This is a genomic window from Micromonospora vulcania, from assembly GCF_042658605.1.
GTDB classification, from domain to species: Bacteria; Actinomycetota; Actinomycetes; order Mycobacteriales; family Micromonosporaceae; genus Micromonospora; species Micromonospora vulcania.
On sequence record NZ_JBHSQS010000008.1, the window covers coordinates 131011 to 145915 of the forward strand.

The window sequence follows — 14905 nt, forward strand, 5'->3', positions numbered from 1 at the left end:
CACACCTACTACCGATGCTATTATGCGACGCATGATACCTTCCGACGAGGCTGCGGGTTCGGAGGCCGATCGCCAGACTCAACTGCTGCGTGGGGCCCTCGACATGTGCATGCTCGCGTTGCTGGTGAAGGAGCCGGCCCATGGCTACGAGTTGGTACGCCGACTCAACGCCGCTGGGCTGGGAACGGTCGGATACGGCACGGTCTACCCCCTGCTCACCCGCATGCGTCGACTCGGATTCGTTGTCGACGAGGTCGAGGACAGTCCCGCCGGTCCACCTCGGAAGGTGTACGTCGTCACCCAAGAGGGCCACGGCAGGCTGATCGCTTGGACGCAGCAGTGGACAAGTTTCACCGCAACGATCGACGCCACGATTGCCGACGTGGAGCCCTCCGCGTCAACCGCCAGGAGGTAGCCATGCAGGACTTGGACGACGTCATCGCCATCGCAGAACACGAGTGGCGATCCACCGGCATCGCGGAGCGGGATCGGATGGCTCTAGCCAACGATCTACGAGCGGAACTAGAAGCAGCAGCCGCCGACGGAGTCACACCTACCCAGTTGCTCGGCGACTCCGACATCCGAGCATTCGCCCGCAACGTCGCCATCGAGGCCGGTACGAGGCGGCTACCGTACGACATCAAGCGGCTCCTACTCACCACATTGGCCGGAGCGGCACCGGGTCTGGCTTTCGCGTGGCTCTTCCTGTGGTGGCTGCCGAACGCGCCATACATCGGCGCGATAATCGCATTCGTCGGCGCACTCCTCACCGTGAAGATCCGAATGAGTGACGTAGCGGTGATCGGCCGAACCGTGTGGGCCATGGCCCTGCTGCTGCCCGTCGCCGGGATTCTGATCACGCCAGTGACCATGAGCTTCGCCTGGGTAACCGGTTACAGCACGGCGATGCCAATCGTGTTCCTCGAAGCTGCCATTGTTGCTGGCGCGCTGAGCGCGGCCACGATACTGGCACGCCGCTGGGCGCTCGCGCCGGCACTCGGGTCCCATCGGCTTGTCGCGTCCAAAGGGAACTAGATCCGACGGGCTATCCCTCCCAGACGTATCACCTGGCATCGGGCACGGCAACACCGCCGAGCCTTGCTGGCCGCCGGCTGGCGAGCGGACTTGACCTTCTCATCGCAGGAGGAAGTGCCCCGGTCCGGCCTTCGACACCCGCTCGAGCGCAGGGAAGGGGACAGTGGACGGTCCCATCGCTCACCATGAATTGCTGTTCAGGCCGGACTCCCGATTCTTCACGGTCCGAGACGTAGAGTGCGACGCCGCAGAGGGTGGTCGCCAAGCTCTCGCTCAGTCGTACGAGAGCGGTGCCGCCGCGACGGGCTACGAGGTGTATCTGACGGCAGCTCAGGACCTACTCAAGGTGCGAGCGCGCCTAGAGGTTTGGAACCGACCCGCCGGCCCGGCGGAGGGTTTCGACGGTGTCCTGGCTGCTGCGCTGACATGTCCCAGCGGTGTACTGCAAATGGGAGACGGTAGCGGGACCGCTGTCGACGGGGTCGACCTCCCGGCAGGCCCAGGCGTGTACACCGCACAGGTGCAGCACCGTGGCAGGGCAGAGGCCCGATTGGTGCTGCAGCGCCTCGACGAGCGACTGACAGCTACGAAGGCCTCAGCCTGGCCGTCCCTGTTCGCGCCGCACGATGGGATCGAGGAGTACCTGATCCGCGTCTGGTTCCGCGAGGGCCTGTCCGAAGACGACGACGAGATCGATCTCGGCGATCAGCAGCCGACCTGACGTGTGCTCTCGGTCATCGCCGTCACTCGCGACACAGTCGTTATTTGATCAACGCTTGGATGGGCGGGTGGTCGCCCCGCGACCTGCCGTGCGCTGCACCCCGATCCGGAGGAACTCGGCCGGCACGGCGTTGCCGGCCGGGCAGGAGTCACCGTCAACCTCGCAGGGGCGACCGGGCCAACCGCAGGCCCCTTCAGGAGGGGCCTGCGGCCCGGTTTCGCCGCCCCGTCTCCGACACGCGTCACCGCCCGGTGGGGAAAGCCTCGCGTGATGCACCTCTGCCCCTACAGAGGGCGGGGGTTCACCGGCTGTTCGATGGGGGCCGATCAGGTTCGGTCGGCAGTGAGGGGCAACTGCGCGACCGGCACGAGTCGGCGGACACCGCGGCTTGGGCTGGGCTGCTCGGTGCCCTTGACGGTCGCGATGTCGGCCGCGAGCGCCTCGATCTGTTGGCGGGTTACGCCTGGCATACAGATCAGGTGGCTGATGCCGCCGTCGGCGTTGGAGAGGCCGTGGCGGCGGGCGATTACCGGCGGCGGGGTCGTGAAGTACACCGTGAAGGCATGGACGTTGCGCCAGGCGGGCCAGCCGACGCTGGCCAACAAGGAGTGGGCGAAGCGGGCCGTCTCGCGGGCACGTTCGGCGCGTTCACGGTGCCCGTCCTCGCCGAGCAGCCGCAGCGCATACCACATCTGCACGGCGAGTTGGCCGCAGCGGGAGCCGCTGATGGTGCTGTCGGTCGTGGCGGTGTAGGAGATCCGCCGCGCCGCCCGTTGAAGCGAGCGGCGAGTCACCACCAGACCACCGGGAACAGTGGTGCCATAGAACTTGTGGCAGGAAATGGCCACAGAGTCGATCACGGAGCCAAGCTCGATGGCCACCGACCGGTCCGGCAGAAGGGCCAACGGGACACCGGCGAGCGCGCCGTCGACGTGCAGGTGAGAATTGCGGATGGCCAGCTCAGACATGGCGAAGCGAACCCGGGCGGGATCGTCTACCGCTTCCGTCACGGTCGTGCCGGCGTTGGCCACGACGATGGCCGGCCGATCTCTGCGTCGGGCCAGCTCGCCCCGCAAGTCGTCGTAGTCGATCTCGCCGCTAGCGTCGGTGCGGATGACCACCTCGGGGAGGCCGAGCGTGCTGGCCGTCTTGCGGATCCAGTCGTGGGTGGCCTGGCTGTAGTAGAGCACCGGATTCGCGCCCGCGAACCTGTCGCGGGCGAGCAGGATGGCCGCTTGGTTCGCCTCGGTGCCGCCGCTGGTCAAGTATCCCCAGCGATCGTCGGCGGGGGCGCCGAAGAGGTTCGCGTGCCAGTCGATGACCTCCCGCTCGTAAGCCTTCGTGTGGCCGGTGTCCGGGTCGGTGTCTGGGTCACCGACGTTGTTGATCAGCAGTCCAAACAGCGGGGTTACTGGTCCGTAGTCGATGTCCAATGCGGCAGGGAAGCCGATCGACCTGCGCGCCGCCAGGGTGGCTCGCAGGTGCTCGATTTGAGTAGCGAGGGACAGGTCGTCGGGAACGCTGGTGGGAGAGGTCATCGCGGATCATCTCTTGTGGCGTCCACGGCATCACGTACCAGCAGGCTGCATCGCCGTTGGCAGGGGGCGGTCACGGGCACTCCGTTGATAGGCAACTAAGCGAAGAGTGGACCATGACCGCGACGCCCAAGCAACCGTGCCCGTGCAGAGTGATCTCGCCGACAGGTGGTGCGTAGTTGATCGCGGTGCGTGTTCGATGAGAGTCTAAGGGCGACGTCTCGGGGAGGACTACACGTGGTGTACGACAGGCCAGCAACTCACCCGGGTCCTTCTAAGAGGACCAGCGAGGATTGGAGAGCAGCGGCAACCAGTGAAAGGGTGACGGCTGTGCCCTGGGACCAGCAGCCCGGTAGCTACACGTCGCCCTCCCCACCGGCGCCGGCGCCGGACGGACGGCATGGTTGGGTAGCGCCCACGACAGCGATGCCGTCGCCGGCAGCGGAGCAGTACCCGCCGAGTGCATGGCATTCAGCGCCCCCTGAGCAGCCGTCGCCACGACCTGATCCATCACCGGCTACGCGCGAGTCACCGCCTGCGCCTCCGATCAGTGATCCGGAGACACGGCGGATTTGGGCTTCGCTGCGGTCCTCCGCGCTGAGTCGAGTCGGGCTGATGAACACGATGCACGGCCGCCACGCGTGGGCGCAGCGTCGGCGCAACCCGTTGTGCCCCTACGGCTTTGCGTTTCTCTATGCGGTGCCGGTCGTCGGCTCGACCCCGGAGCGGCCGGTCTTCGAGGTGGGCGCGGCAACACGTCTGGACAAGGCCGGGGAGGACGTGTCGCACCTACCCAGGTTGCTCTACGACCTCGCGCAGACAGCGCGGCACTACCTCGACCACGGGGGACTGGACCCGCGTCAGCCACCCCAGATATGCAACCGTGTCGACGACCGGGTCACCGCCGACTCTACGTTCATCGGCATCGCGGTCAGCTCACTCGATGGTCCGCTGGGCACCTGGGAGCAGACAATGCGCCAGGTGGAGGGCGAGGATCGGATTCCAGGACGGTTCTACATCCAGCTGATGGACCCCGAAGAGACGCGGATAGTCGTCGACCGGCCCACCGACCCGTGGGACAAGCCGCTGATCCAGTCCACGACGCCAACGTACGAGGCGTGGCTACCGTTGCAGAGCCACCCGGAAGACGCGCCGATCTGGACCGGGATCGGCCAGTTGGCGACGCTGGTACACCACGGCGCTCAACGGATAGGCCAGGCCAGGGGCGCGACGACGTAGCCAAACCGCAGAAAGCAGGCGGAGCCGCTTAAGCGGCTCCGCCTGCTTTCTGCGGTCTATTGCTGCTTAGAGCGTGAGGTGGCCCAGATCCTCGTCGACCTGCCGCGTGGGGTTCGTCTCGCGCTCCCCGATGCCAGCGAGCAGGTCTGGCCGGCGGGCCCGCAGGCTGATCGCCCACAGCACACCGATGAGGACGAAGGCGCCGACTGTCCCGGGCACCAGCCACGCCCGATGAGAGCCAGGTGGCGTACCCAGCGCGGCACTGATGTTGATCAACGTCACCAGGAGGATCATCGCGATCGCGACACCACCGAGCGTGGGTGCGATCGCCCGCGCCCACAGCGACTCGCTGCGTCCACCGCCGCGAGCGAAGAACCGGACGGTGGCGAGTGAGCTCACCGCCATCAACAGCATCAGGCTGACCGCGGCGATGTTGCTCAGCCAGGTGAACATGGTCAGCGCATCGGCGCCGCTGACCACGAACAGCAGAATAACGATCAGCGCGGTGATCGACTGGGCGATCGATCCACCCTGGGGCGCGCCGGACCCGCCCTCGCGGATCGTCGCCAGGCGAGCGGGCAGCAGCCGGTCCTTGCCGAGAGCGAACAGGTATCTCGCCACACTGTTGTGGAAGCTGATCATTGCCGCGAGGACGCTGCTGACCAGCAGCAGGCCGCCCAGCGCCACCAGCAGCACGCCGGCAGTACCAGCGCGGGGGCCCGAGAAGACCTCGAACGGCAGCGGGGCCGACGGGTCGCGGGCCAGGTCAACGATCCGGTCGGCGCCCACTGTGGCCACCATCGCCCACGCGCACAGGGCGTAGAGCAGGCCCAGGCCGAGAATCACGTAGATGATGCTGCGCGATACCGCTCGTGGTGACCGTGCCTCCGCGCCGTACGCGGCGATCGTTTCGGTGCCGAAAAACGCGGCGAAGCCGAGCGGAAGCACCGCGAGCCCCGCCACCACCCCGGCACCGAACAACTGGTTCGGGTACAGCGCGTCGAACGTCAGGTGACCGCCGGCCGGGTGAGCTAGGCCAACCAGCACGAACACGATCAGCAGCGTGACCTCGACGACCAGGATAGTTCCGAACATGGCGGTGCTGACGCCCGTGCGTTGCAGGCCGAATGCCGCGACGATGGCCCAGGCGATGAGAGCCCCAATCCACCACGGCCCGCCGACCAATCCGCTGATCACCGAACCGAGTAGCCCGTACAGCGAAATCTGGATGGTGTTGTAGGCCAGTAGCACGACCGGCGCGCCAGCCACGCCGACGAGCCGAGACAACCCGGCGGCGAGTGCGGTGTAGAAGATTCCACTCGGCTGCACGTACCTGGCGATGGCGATGTATCCCGGCGCCCAGAGGAGCATCACGACGGTCAGGAGCAGGAAACTGGCGGCGACGCCGGTGTTGCCGGTGGCCGCATAGGTGGCGACGATACCGCCGACGAGAACGGCCATGGGGGACGATGCGGTCGCACCGAACGTGACCAGCGAACTCGTCCGCAGAGTCTTGCGTGCCAGTCCCCGCTCGGCGGACACCGTCAGGGGGGTCACAGGTGACGTGACCATAACTAAACCTCCCCAGGTCTAAGGCAAATCAGTCAGGCGACGGGACTCGATGACCTTACAGGTGATCTCGCCATCACTGGGAGCGGTGGGCCGCGCAACTAAAGCGGGTCAGCGGCAGATTTTGACGATCAACGACAAGCTCGGGACCGTGACGTTCGGTAACCGCGGGTTCGGGGTTCAAGCCCCTGGCGGCGCACCAACGAAAGGCTCTGACCTGGTGGTTCGCACTGGGCCAGAGCCTTTTCCGGGTACGTCGGTGGTGTGCGGTCACTCAGTGGCGACCCAGTTCGTGATGGGCGGCCTCATCTGGCCGAATCAGTCGTCGGCGCTGAGCGTGCCATGCAAGCGCCGGCGATCGGGCAGTGACTGTCGTTCATTGTCCGATAGGTCGGTAGCGGAGGCGTACGACGCCGTTCTGGAATCGGCGCTCATCGAGGAGTTCGAGACCGGTGCGCAAGCCGGTCGACAGTCCTGGCTTACCGCCGCCGACGACAATGGGCAGGATGAACAGGTGGCACTCGTCGACCAACCCGGCCTTGATCGCCTGCGTCGCGAGGTCGGCACCTCCTACGGTGAGGTCGCTGCTCGTCGTGGCCTTCATTTCGTTCACTGCGGCGGGGTCGAAACGCCGTTCGATTCGAGTGCCGGCAGTTGACACCGCATCGAGGGTCGTGGAATACACGACTTTGCTCGCCGCCTGCCAGACGCTCGCGAAATCGGCCGTGAGGTCGGACTGCGCGGCGAGGGCGGGTTCGGTCTCCCAGAGGGCCATCGCCTCGTACAGGCGTCGCCCGTAGAGAAACGTGCCCACAGACCGCAGGAGGTCGGTGTGGCACGCGAACACCTCGTCGCCGATCGGGAAGAAGTCGATCGCGCCGCGTTCGTCCTCGATGTAGCCGTCAAGCGACATGTTCGTTACGTAAATCAGCTTTGCCATGCCTCTACCTCTCGATGATGAGTTGCAACGGCCTGGATATTCACCAGCGTGGCGTCGAGCTTGGTGAACGCCTGGCGCCAACCCTCCTCGCTGGGTTGCGCGAGATGTTCGGGGAGCCACTGGCGGATCTCCAGTCGCGTACGTCCGTCAGCCTCGTCGTGGAACTCGACCCGCAGTCTCGTCTCGAACGGCTCGATGCCCTCCTGCAGCCGGCCACTCACGCGCATGACGCCTTCGAGCAGTTCACCGTCGGCGACGTCGGTGAGGTCGACGTGGGTGTGCACGTGAAGCTCGGGGTTGGACGCACTGACCTCCGTCCACCGTTGATAACCGCCGGGGCGCACGTCGAACTCGATCTCGTCGCGCGGCAGTGAGTTGCCGATCGGGCCCCACCACGCCGCCAAGTGGTCGGGATCGGTGAAGGCCCGGTAGACGAGCTCCCGCGGCGCGTCCAGCACACGCGAGATGACGAGCTGCGGAGTTCTCGTTTTCATTCGATCTCCCTGGGGCGGTCGGCCATCCGGTCCGCTGCCCGTCCGGCGGCCTGCACCGCGGCGAGGTGGGCGTCGAGGCGAGTGAGGGACGAGTCCCAGAGCCGCCGGTAGCGCTCGATCCAGTCGGCCGCCTCGCGCAGCGGGGCAGCCTCGAGATGGCTGGCGCGCCACTTGCCCGACCGCGACCGCGAGATGAGCGCGGCGCGCTCGAGCACCTTCAGGTGCCGTGACACCGCCGGCATCGAGATGGACAGGGGGGCGGTGAGCTCGGTGACCGTGGCGTCGCGTGCGGCCAACTCGGCGATGATCGCCCGTCGAGTCGGGTCGGACAGCGCCGAGAACACCGCGCTGAGCTGGTCGGTGCCAGTCAATCCGAAGCCTCCTTTGCTTAACCAACATGTTAAGCGTATTGAGGCGCGAGCGATGTTGTCAACGGTTGGTTCGTCGGGCGTGCGTCGGTTCTCAATCCGCCGCTTCGGGGCACGACAACAACGGCGTCGCTCGCACCGAGTCAGTCGACGGTACGGATTCCCCGGGAGCGCAGGAACTCGTTGATCCGATCGTGGATCTCCCGGCTCGGCTTGCGCAGCATCCAGATGCGACCCACCAGGGCGGCGTTGTTCGGGCCGGGCACGTCCCACGGGCCGCCGTCGGGGTAGACGGCCAGGGCGACCTGGCCGAACCCGGGACGCGCCAGCCCAGCTTCGCGAATCTCCTCCCACCGGTAGCGGCGGGTGACGCGGCCGTGGTGGCGGACCAGCAGGCCCGTCTCGTCGGCCAACAGCGCGTCGCCTCGCTGCGACCAGGCCACGAGGACGGTGGCGAGCAGGAGACCGATCGGTATGAAGGGGAAGCTCCTCTGCCATATCCCCACGGCGACCAGTGCGGCGAGAGAACCGGCGGGGATGAGCACCGCCGGCCACAGTCGCGAGGCGAGCAGCACCGTCGTCCCAGCGAGGTCCTCATCGTCCGGCACTCGACTCCCGTACCCAGTCGATGAACGGGAGAATCTCGCAGTGAGGCTGGACGGGCCCGCTACTTCTGGTAGCCGTAGTTGTCGCAGGTCCTTCGCTGGAGCACGCAGTTCTTGGTGCGTTTGTTCATGGTGTCGACGTCCCACATCACGAACGCGTCGCCGTGCATCGACGAGGCACTCTTACCCTCCTTGTCGGAGGCGAGGTAGTAGCCCGCCGGGGTGCCCTTCGCCGGGTACTGGATGTCGAAGGTGATCGCCGGGATCTTCACCGGGTGGCTGGGCGGGCAGGCGTTGCCCGCCCCGTACGCGACGTGGTCCTTGTGGTTGGGGCTGTCCAGGTGCTTGCCGTCCCAGCAGTCCGGGAACTGCATCATGAAGTGCAGCGTGGCGTTCCCGCCGCAGATGGGCCAGTTGCCGTTGGTGCTGCGGGCGATGCCGTCCAGATCGCCGGGGCCGTAGAAGGCGCAGTAGAACTGGCCGGTCGTCCCGCGTGGCGTCGGCTTCTTCTTCTTGGCGTCGCCGGTGATCATGCGTAGACCGTTGGGCATCGGCAGCTGGCCGGTCGAGTTCTTCATCAGCGACCGGTAGTAGACCCGGAAGCCCGAGGTCTCGACCGGCTTACCGGTCGCGTTGTCGTAGAGCGTCGGCACCCAGTAGGCGGAGTGGTCCTGGACCGGCTTGCAGGAGGTGGCCGTGAACTTGGTCAGGTCCTCGGCTGCGGTCTTCGCGTCGACGGCCTTGTTGCCGACGAAGGAGTGCATGTGTGAGGCGCCCGGGAGGCCGGGTGCGACGATCGGGTCGTCCGGCAGGCGGTGGCTGTACTGGCAGTCGGCGCGGAACTCCGGGAGGTTGCCCACGCTGGCCGGGGCGGGGTCGACCTTCAGGGCTTTGTACGCGTCGACCTGTGCCTTCCAGGCTGCCTGGTTCAAGGCGACCCAGCCCGCCTTGGGAATCTTCTGTGTTGCGGCGGCCGAAGGCGTCGCGGCGCTCGACGGCGAGGCGGAGGCCGACGCGGACGTCGCCGCGCTGGGCGACTCCGTCTGCGCGGCCGACGGCGAGGTCTCGGTGAGGGCGTTGGCCGCGTTCGACGGCGCGGGTTCGGCGCTGGCGTCGGTCAGGTACACGGCTGCGGCCGCGACGACCATCACGACGACGGTCGCGCTGGCGGCCATGCCCAGCTTGTTCCGGGCGAGCCGCCGCAGGAGCCCGGGACGTGCCGGCGGTGGGCCTGCGTCGGGCTCACGGAACGAGGTGTACGACACGGGTCACTCCCCAACGAGCACGACGCAGCATGCGGACCGCAACAGCCCTGGCCGGCCGAATGGTAGGCGCTTCGTTCGCGTACCCGATAGGTTCTTAAATTGCTCTTAAAGCACCGTCGGTCAGGTCGTGCGTAGCGCGGCGGCGCGTTGCGCGAGACGGTCGAGGCGAAGCTCGGCCACGCCGCGATAGGCGCTCGCGAGGACAGCCGCGAGTGGACCCCGGTGCGTGAACTCGTGCGTGACCAGGCTGCCGTCGCCGCGCGGCTCGACGTGCCAGATTCCGGTTTCGGTGAAGCCGGGCACGCTCCAGAGGGTGTCGATGCGCTCGGTATCCGTCCTCGTGTAGCGCCAGGTGCCGCGCAGGCCAGGGTGGACGAGGATGCGGAACGGCCGCTGTGGCTCCGTCCCGCCCGGATCCACGATCGAGCGGAACGCCGGATTCCAGTCCGGGAGCCGGTCGGCGTCGAGGAGGACGTCGCGTAGACGTGCGGGTGTCTCCGGAATGATGCGGGTCGCGTGCTGGGCGCTCATGAGCGCTCTCCCATTCGTCGTTGTAGGGCTTCGCCGGCCGGTTGGTCGGCCACGAGGTTCCAGAGGAACCCGGTGATCTGCTCAAGCTGGTGCCCGGCAAGTGCCGCGTCGATCGCCGCGTACAGCTCGGACTCGATGTGACCGACCTGTCGGGCGATCCGGCGACCCTCGTCGGTGAGGGACAGTTCAACGTGGCGTCGGTCGTGCTGGGCGATCTCGCGCCGGACGAGTTCGGCAGCCACGAGCCGATCGACCAGCCGGCTGGGGTTCACGCCGCTCTCGCAGACGAGCAGTTCGCCGAGCCCGGACAGCGACAGCGGTTGCCTGTCCTGCAGGAGTCGGAGCACCTCGGCCTGGGAGGGTGTGATGCCCAGGGGGCGCAACGACTGCGCGAGTCGCCGGTTGCCCTCGCGTTGCGCGGCCAGTACCAGATAACGCAGCTCTTCGGCAGGGCGCATGTCAGCCTTACTCTCCGCTCGACCCTTGTTTGGCGTCGACCATCATATGTGACGTGTCATGTATTGCTCGACGAGGAGCGCATGGCGTCGGCGAGGCGGGCCGCCGCTCCCGGATCGTGTGCGGGCAGCACGACCAGGCCGGGCAGTCGGCGGCGGAGTTCGTTCACCTGCCCGATCGCGGTACGCATCTGACGTCGGTCGCCGATGCCGGGAAGCTTGCCCTCGGCGAGCAGTCGGTCGTCGTAGGTGAGGTCGCCGACCATCAACAGTGCAGGGTGCCCAGGCTGCCGGACGAGTAACGACAGGGATCCCGGAGTGTGGCCGGGCGTCGGCAGCAGCACCAGGCTCCCGTCGCCGAACAGGTCGTGGCCGACGGTGAACGGCGCGAGCGTCGGGTCCGCCAGCCCTTCGGGGCGTACCCGGTTCCAGCGCAGGCCGGCCAGGTCGATGTGGGAGCGCATCAGGCCCCGCGCCTCGGGCAGCGGCGCGTTCAGCGACTTCCACTCCGCCTGGCTGACCACGATCTCGGCGCCACCCAACTGCGGCAGGCCGCCGATGTGGTCCTGGTGCAGGTGGGAGATCACCGCGGTGCTCACGTCGTCGATGCGGTGGCCCAGGCGTGCCAGCCCGGCGGACAGGGTCTGCGCCGGCGCGATCTCGAATCGGGCCAGGCGGGAGTAGACCGTGCCGGTGAGGCCGCCGGGAAAGTAGTCCGGGTCGGTCACCGAGGCGCGGTCCTGGCCGGTGTCGAAGAGCACCAGGCCGTCGCGGTGCTCGATCACGTACACGTTGATGGGCCGTGGATCGGTCCACCGCCGTGAGGTGAACAGCCAGACGTAGGTGTTCTTCCAGGTCGGTCCCACGTGCTCGGGGCGGATCGCCACGGCTCCGGTGCTCAGGACCGAGATGCGGGCGATGGGGTTGACGGCGCTCATGGTCACTCCTTGGCTCTTCGGATGACACGACATTAAATGACGCGACATATATGAGCAAGCCCCCAGGTCGCAGGGGCTACCCCGGACCGGACGGCCGACTCAGCGGAGAAACGCCGGGCCGCCGAAGCCCATGTCGCGCATCTTCTCGGAGGAGAAGACCACCATGATCTCGTCGCCCGGAATGAAGACGCGCTGCATCTCGGGCGGCTGCGGGATGGCAGCGACAAACCACACCGATCCGGCGTCGAAGTCGACGCGGATCGCGGTCGGGAGATCCACGGAGTACGCGGGCTTGGCGATGGAGCCATCGGCTCGACGGGCCGGTCCCATCTCCTGTCGACTCCAGTGCGAGGCGGTGCCGCGGATCGGCGATCCGAGGTGCCGCGTCCAGGGGCCGGCGGGATCGGCATCCGGGCCGTTGCGCTGCGGGCCGCCTTCACCGACGACAAGGTGGTCCTCGGGCCGGTCGTGAAAGACCTCGACGCCGTAGGGAAAGAAGGTGTCGGTCCAGGTCACCGTCACGGGGCCCAGGTCGGTGGTGAGCTCGACGCCCATGACGGCGTGGTGCCAGTCGCCGTAGTCCCACGGCTCGGAATCAGGGCCGAAGTGGTGGAGGTCCCAGTAGTCGACCGCCGTGATTCGTCGCCCTCGAAGGGCGCTGAGCTTCGCTTCGAAGCGGGTACGCGGATCGTCGACCTCGTTCGCCAGTTCCACGCCGTCATGCTCCCCGGTGGGGCATGCGGGCGCACGTCGTATTGCGCGCGCCGACGTGCGGCGCAGGGTGGCGCTCCCGGAACCGTGGATCATCTGATCGTCGCGGAGGGAACCCTCCAGTTGGGTGAGATGTATCGCTTCGCCAATCCGTCGAGCGTGGAGGTTGCCTCGGGCTACCGTGACGCCGGTTCAAAAGATCATCGTGATTTCGGTCGGTACCCGACCGAAATCACGGGAACCGGGTTGCACACCCGAAGGAGGTTCCATGGCACGCACCCGCATCGCTGGGGCGCTCGCCGCTGTCCTCGTCCTGCCGGCCCTCTCGGTCGTAGCCGTAACGTCACCGGCATCGGCGGCACCCGCCACGCCGAAGGCCCCTGCGCCGAGTGACATGCGCGAGCTGACCCGCAAGGACTTCAAGCTGGACGGACGGCCGATCGAGGTCAACTCTCGATACCAGCCGCGCAAAGACGCGCGGAGCAAGTCGGCGGCCGCCGAGACGCCCGCGGTCGGCACGGTCCGGCAGTGGCTCGGCCTCGACGACGTCCAGGGGACGGTCTACCGCAAGGACTACACGCTGCGGGCCGTCGGCGAGCACATCGAGGTCTGGGTCGCCAACGACCTGGCCTTCCCGGCCGGCGACTGCCGCGCCCAGGTGCCGTCCTCGACGCAGATCACCGACGCGCAGGTGACGCACCTGGTCGACGAGTTCGACAAGAACATGTACCCGAAGGAGACCAACGCCTTCAGCACCCCGCCGGACCGGGACGGCACCAACGCCCAGGTCCCGCCGGACGCCAACGGCAACGGCGGTGTCTACACCGGTGCCGGCGACAAGACCGTCACGCTCGTGGACAACGTGCGGGACGACAACTACTACACGTTCCCGGCCGCGCCGACCTACATCGCCGGGTTCTTCTCCGCGCAGTTCAACGAGCTGCTGGACCGGAACGTGATGACGGTCGACGCGTTCGACTGGTTGCACCGGATGACGGCGAACCCGCCGGACGAGCCGACCAACGACCTGTGCACGAGCCGTGGCGCGCGGCCGAACAGCTACGAGGGTACGTTCGCGCACGAGTGGCAGCACCTCGCTCACTACTACACCGACCCGTTCGAGGGTAACTGGATCAACGAGGGTCTCTCCGACTTCGCCATGTCGTTGACCGGATACAGCGACTCGAAGGCCACGGTCTTCGACCGGGGCGTCGACAGCCACCTCAACTGCTTCCAGGGTTTCGGCACGGTGCAGACGCCGTACAACGCGAACCCCCGGGACTGCGGTGGGCCGGAGAACTCCCTCACCCTGTGGGACGAGAGCCCCAACCCGAACGCGGTGCTCGCCGACTACGGCAGCGCGTACTCGATGATGTTGTTCCTCTACGACCGCTACGGCGCCGACTTCATGTCCCGGCTGCACCGCGACGGTGCCCGGCAGGGCCTCGCGAGCCTGGACGCCGAGCTGGAGACGGTCGGGGTCCACGACGTCTACCAGGTCATCCACGACTTCCAGTCGATGACCCTGCTGGACAAGCTCGTCGGCGAATCGCGGCTCGGCATCACCCTCGGCGTCTCCAAGAGCCGGGTCACCACGCCGAGCCTGCGGTCCACCGTCAACCTGGCCAGCACGGCGGCCAACGGTACGCCGGGCGTCGCGCCGAACGGTGCCGACTACGTGCGGCTGGGCGCGGCGAAGGGCAAGGTGCTCAGCGGTCGCGACCTGCGGTCGGTGAAGTTCCAGGGCGCGAAGACCCTGCCGGCGCTCCCGCTGTCGTGGACGAGCACCACCCAGGACCCGGACCGGCCGGGCAACGCGGTGCTCTGGTCCGGCAACGCCAACAGCCTGGACTCGACCGCGGTCACCTCGGTCGCGGTGCCGACCACCGACCCGACGCTGCGGTTCCTCGCCAAGTACGGCGCCGAGTTCGGCTTCGACTACGGCTACGTGACGGTGTCGACGGACGGCGGTGCCACCTACACCGCGATCCCCGGTGACAAGACGGTCGACGGGCCGCGCGGTCCGGCTCTCAACGGTACGACCGAAGGCTTCGAGGCGCGCTCGTACGACCTGTCGGCGTACGCCGGAAAGACCGTTCTGCTCGGCTTCGAGTACGTCAGCGATGGCGGCGTCAACGAGGGCGGCCTGCTGCTCGACGACATCACCGTCGGCGGGAAGCTGCTCAGTGACGGTGCCAGCCTGGCGCCGTTCGACTCGCCCACGGAGATCCGGCCGACCCAGATCAACAACTGGAACCTGCGGCTCATCGGCATTGACGAGAAGCACTCGATCGCCTGGCAGTTCGAGTCCAACGGCCGGTCCGATGTGACGATCGGCAAGCTGCAGTTGGCCGTGCTGGACGCGTTCCCGACCGTCGTGGCCGTGGTGGCGTACGACGAGCCGACCGAGCAGGTTCGGCAGTACGCGCCGTACCAACTCACCGTGAACGGCGTGGTGCAGCCCGGGGGTAGCAGCTCGCTGAGCTGACCTTCCGCCCG

General features: G+C 67.4%; 16 protein-coding genes. 5 read left to right on the forward strand and 11 right to left on the reverse strand.

Features of this window, described 5'->3' with window-relative positions; translation table 11 throughout:
• The first annotated feature begins 31 nt into the window (after positions 1 to 31).
• The 3 genes from ACFQGL_RS15535 to ACFQGL_RS15545 all read left to right on the forward strand — a co-directional run bounded on the left by ACFQGL_RS15535 (position 32) and on the right by ACFQGL_RS15545 (position 1756).
• A complete protein-coding gene (locus ACFQGL_RS15535) occupies positions 32 to 415 on the forward strand; it encodes a PadR family transcriptional regulator (RefSeq protein WP_377512019.1) in 384 nt (127 codons plus the stop codon).
• Between the two features lie 2 nt (positions 416 to 417).
• Complete coding sequence (locus ACFQGL_RS15540) at positions 418 to 1035, forward strand: hypothetical protein (protein ID WP_377512022.1); 618 nt, start codon at positions 418 to 420, stop codon at positions 1033 to 1035.
• A gap of 505 nt (positions 1036 to 1540) precedes the next feature.
• Positions 1541 to 1756 carry a hypothetical protein gene (locus ACFQGL_RS15545; protein ID WP_377512025.1) on the forward strand — a complete coding sequence of 72 codons (216 nt, stop codon included), beginning with the start codon at positions 1541 to 1543 and terminating at the stop codon, positions 1754 to 1756.
• A gap of 326 nt (positions 1757 to 2082) precedes the next feature.
• Here the strand turns inward: ACFQGL_RS15545 and ACFQGL_RS15550 are convergent, their stop codons facing one another.
• A complete protein-coding gene (locus ACFQGL_RS15550) occupies positions 2083 to 3294 on the reverse strand; it encodes a pyridoxal-dependent decarboxylase (RefSeq protein WP_377512028.1) in 1212 nt (403 codons plus the stop codon).
• A gap of 612 nt (positions 3295 to 3906) precedes the next feature.
• On the opposite strand from ACFQGL_RS15550, the gene ACFQGL_RS15555 reads away from it, so the two are divergent.
• Positions 3907 to 4530 (forward strand): hypothetical protein, encoded by a 624-nt coding sequence (locus tag ACFQGL_RS15555; RefSeq protein ID WP_377512031.1) that lies wholly within the window; start codon positions 3907 to 3909, stop codon positions 4528 to 4530.
• A gap of 66 nt (positions 4531 to 4596) precedes the next feature.
• Here the strand turns inward: ACFQGL_RS15555 and ACFQGL_RS15560 are convergent, their stop codons facing one another.
• From ACFQGL_RS15560 to ACFQGL_RS15605, 10 genes are all read right to left on the reverse strand, one after another.
• The gene (locus ACFQGL_RS15560) at positions 4597 to 6102 is read right to left on the reverse strand and encodes an APC family permease (protein ID WP_377512034.1); all 1506 of its coding nucleotides are present in this window, start codon (positions 6100 to 6102) and stop codon (positions 4597 to 4599) included.
• Positions 6103 to 6475: 373 nt separating this feature from the next.
• Positions 6476 to 7039, reverse strand: coding sequence for a dihydrofolate reductase family protein (locus ACFQGL_RS15565; protein WP_377512037.1), 564 nt, complete (start codon positions 7037 to 7039; stop codon positions 6476 to 6478).
• Positions 7027 to 7533 carry an SRPBCC family protein gene (locus ACFQGL_RS15570; protein WP_377512040.1) on the reverse strand — a complete coding sequence of 169 codons (507 nt, stop codon included), beginning with the start codon at positions 7531 to 7533 and terminating at the stop codon, positions 7027 to 7029. Before ACFQGL_RS15570 ends, ACFQGL_RS15565 begins: the two co-directional genes overlap by 13 nt.
• On the reverse strand, positions 7530 to 7904 hold the full coding sequence (locus ACFQGL_RS15575) for an ArsR/SmtB family transcription factor (RefSeq protein WP_377512043.1): 375 nt from the start codon (positions 7902 to 7904) through the stop codon (positions 7530 to 7532). The genes ACFQGL_RS15570 and ACFQGL_RS15575 overlap by 4 nt, the downstream gene beginning before the upstream one ends.
• Before the next feature lie 140 nt (positions 7905 to 8044).
• On the reverse strand, positions 8045 to 8509 hold the full coding sequence (locus ACFQGL_RS15580; RefSeq protein WP_377512046.1) for a hypothetical protein: 465 nt from the start codon (positions 8507 to 8509) through the stop codon (positions 8045 to 8047).
• 59 nt (positions 8510 to 8568) lie between these two features.
• Entirely contained in the window at positions 8569 to 9771 is a 1203-nt protein-coding gene (locus tag ACFQGL_RS15585) for a DUF1996 domain-containing protein (protein ID WP_377512049.1), read from the reverse strand.
• 120 nt (positions 9772 to 9891) lie between these two features.
• Positions 9892 to 10302, reverse strand: coding sequence for an SRPBCC family protein (locus tag ACFQGL_RS15590; protein ID WP_377512052.1), 411 nt, complete (start codon positions 10300 to 10302; stop codon positions 9892 to 9894).
• Entirely contained in the window at positions 10299 to 10760 is a 462-nt protein-coding gene (locus ACFQGL_RS15595; protein ID WP_377512054.1) for a MarR family winged helix-turn-helix transcriptional regulator, read from the reverse strand. The genes ACFQGL_RS15590 and ACFQGL_RS15595 overlap by 4 nt, the downstream gene beginning before the upstream one ends.
• A 56-nt stretch (positions 10761 to 10816) precedes the next feature.
• Positions 10817 to 11695 carry an N-acyl homoserine lactonase family protein gene (locus ACFQGL_RS15600; RefSeq protein WP_377512057.1) on the reverse strand — a complete coding sequence of 293 codons (879 nt, stop codon included), beginning with the start codon at positions 11693 to 11695 and terminating at the stop codon, positions 10817 to 10819.
• Positions 11696 to 11794: 99 nt separating this feature from the next.
• Positions 11795 to 12502 (reverse strand): hypothetical protein, encoded by a 708-nt coding sequence (locus ACFQGL_RS15605; protein ID WP_377512060.1) that lies wholly within the window; start codon positions 12500 to 12502, stop codon positions 11795 to 11797.
• A gap of 172 nt (positions 12503 to 12674) precedes the next feature.
• Here ACFQGL_RS15605 and ACFQGL_RS15610 point away from each other — a divergent pair, with 172 nt between their 5' ends.
• Entirely contained in the window at positions 12675 to 14894 is a 2220-nt protein-coding gene (locus ACFQGL_RS15610; protein WP_377512063.1) for a peptidase M6 immune inhibitor A, read from the forward strand.
• Positions 14895 to 14905: the final 11 nt, after the last annotated feature.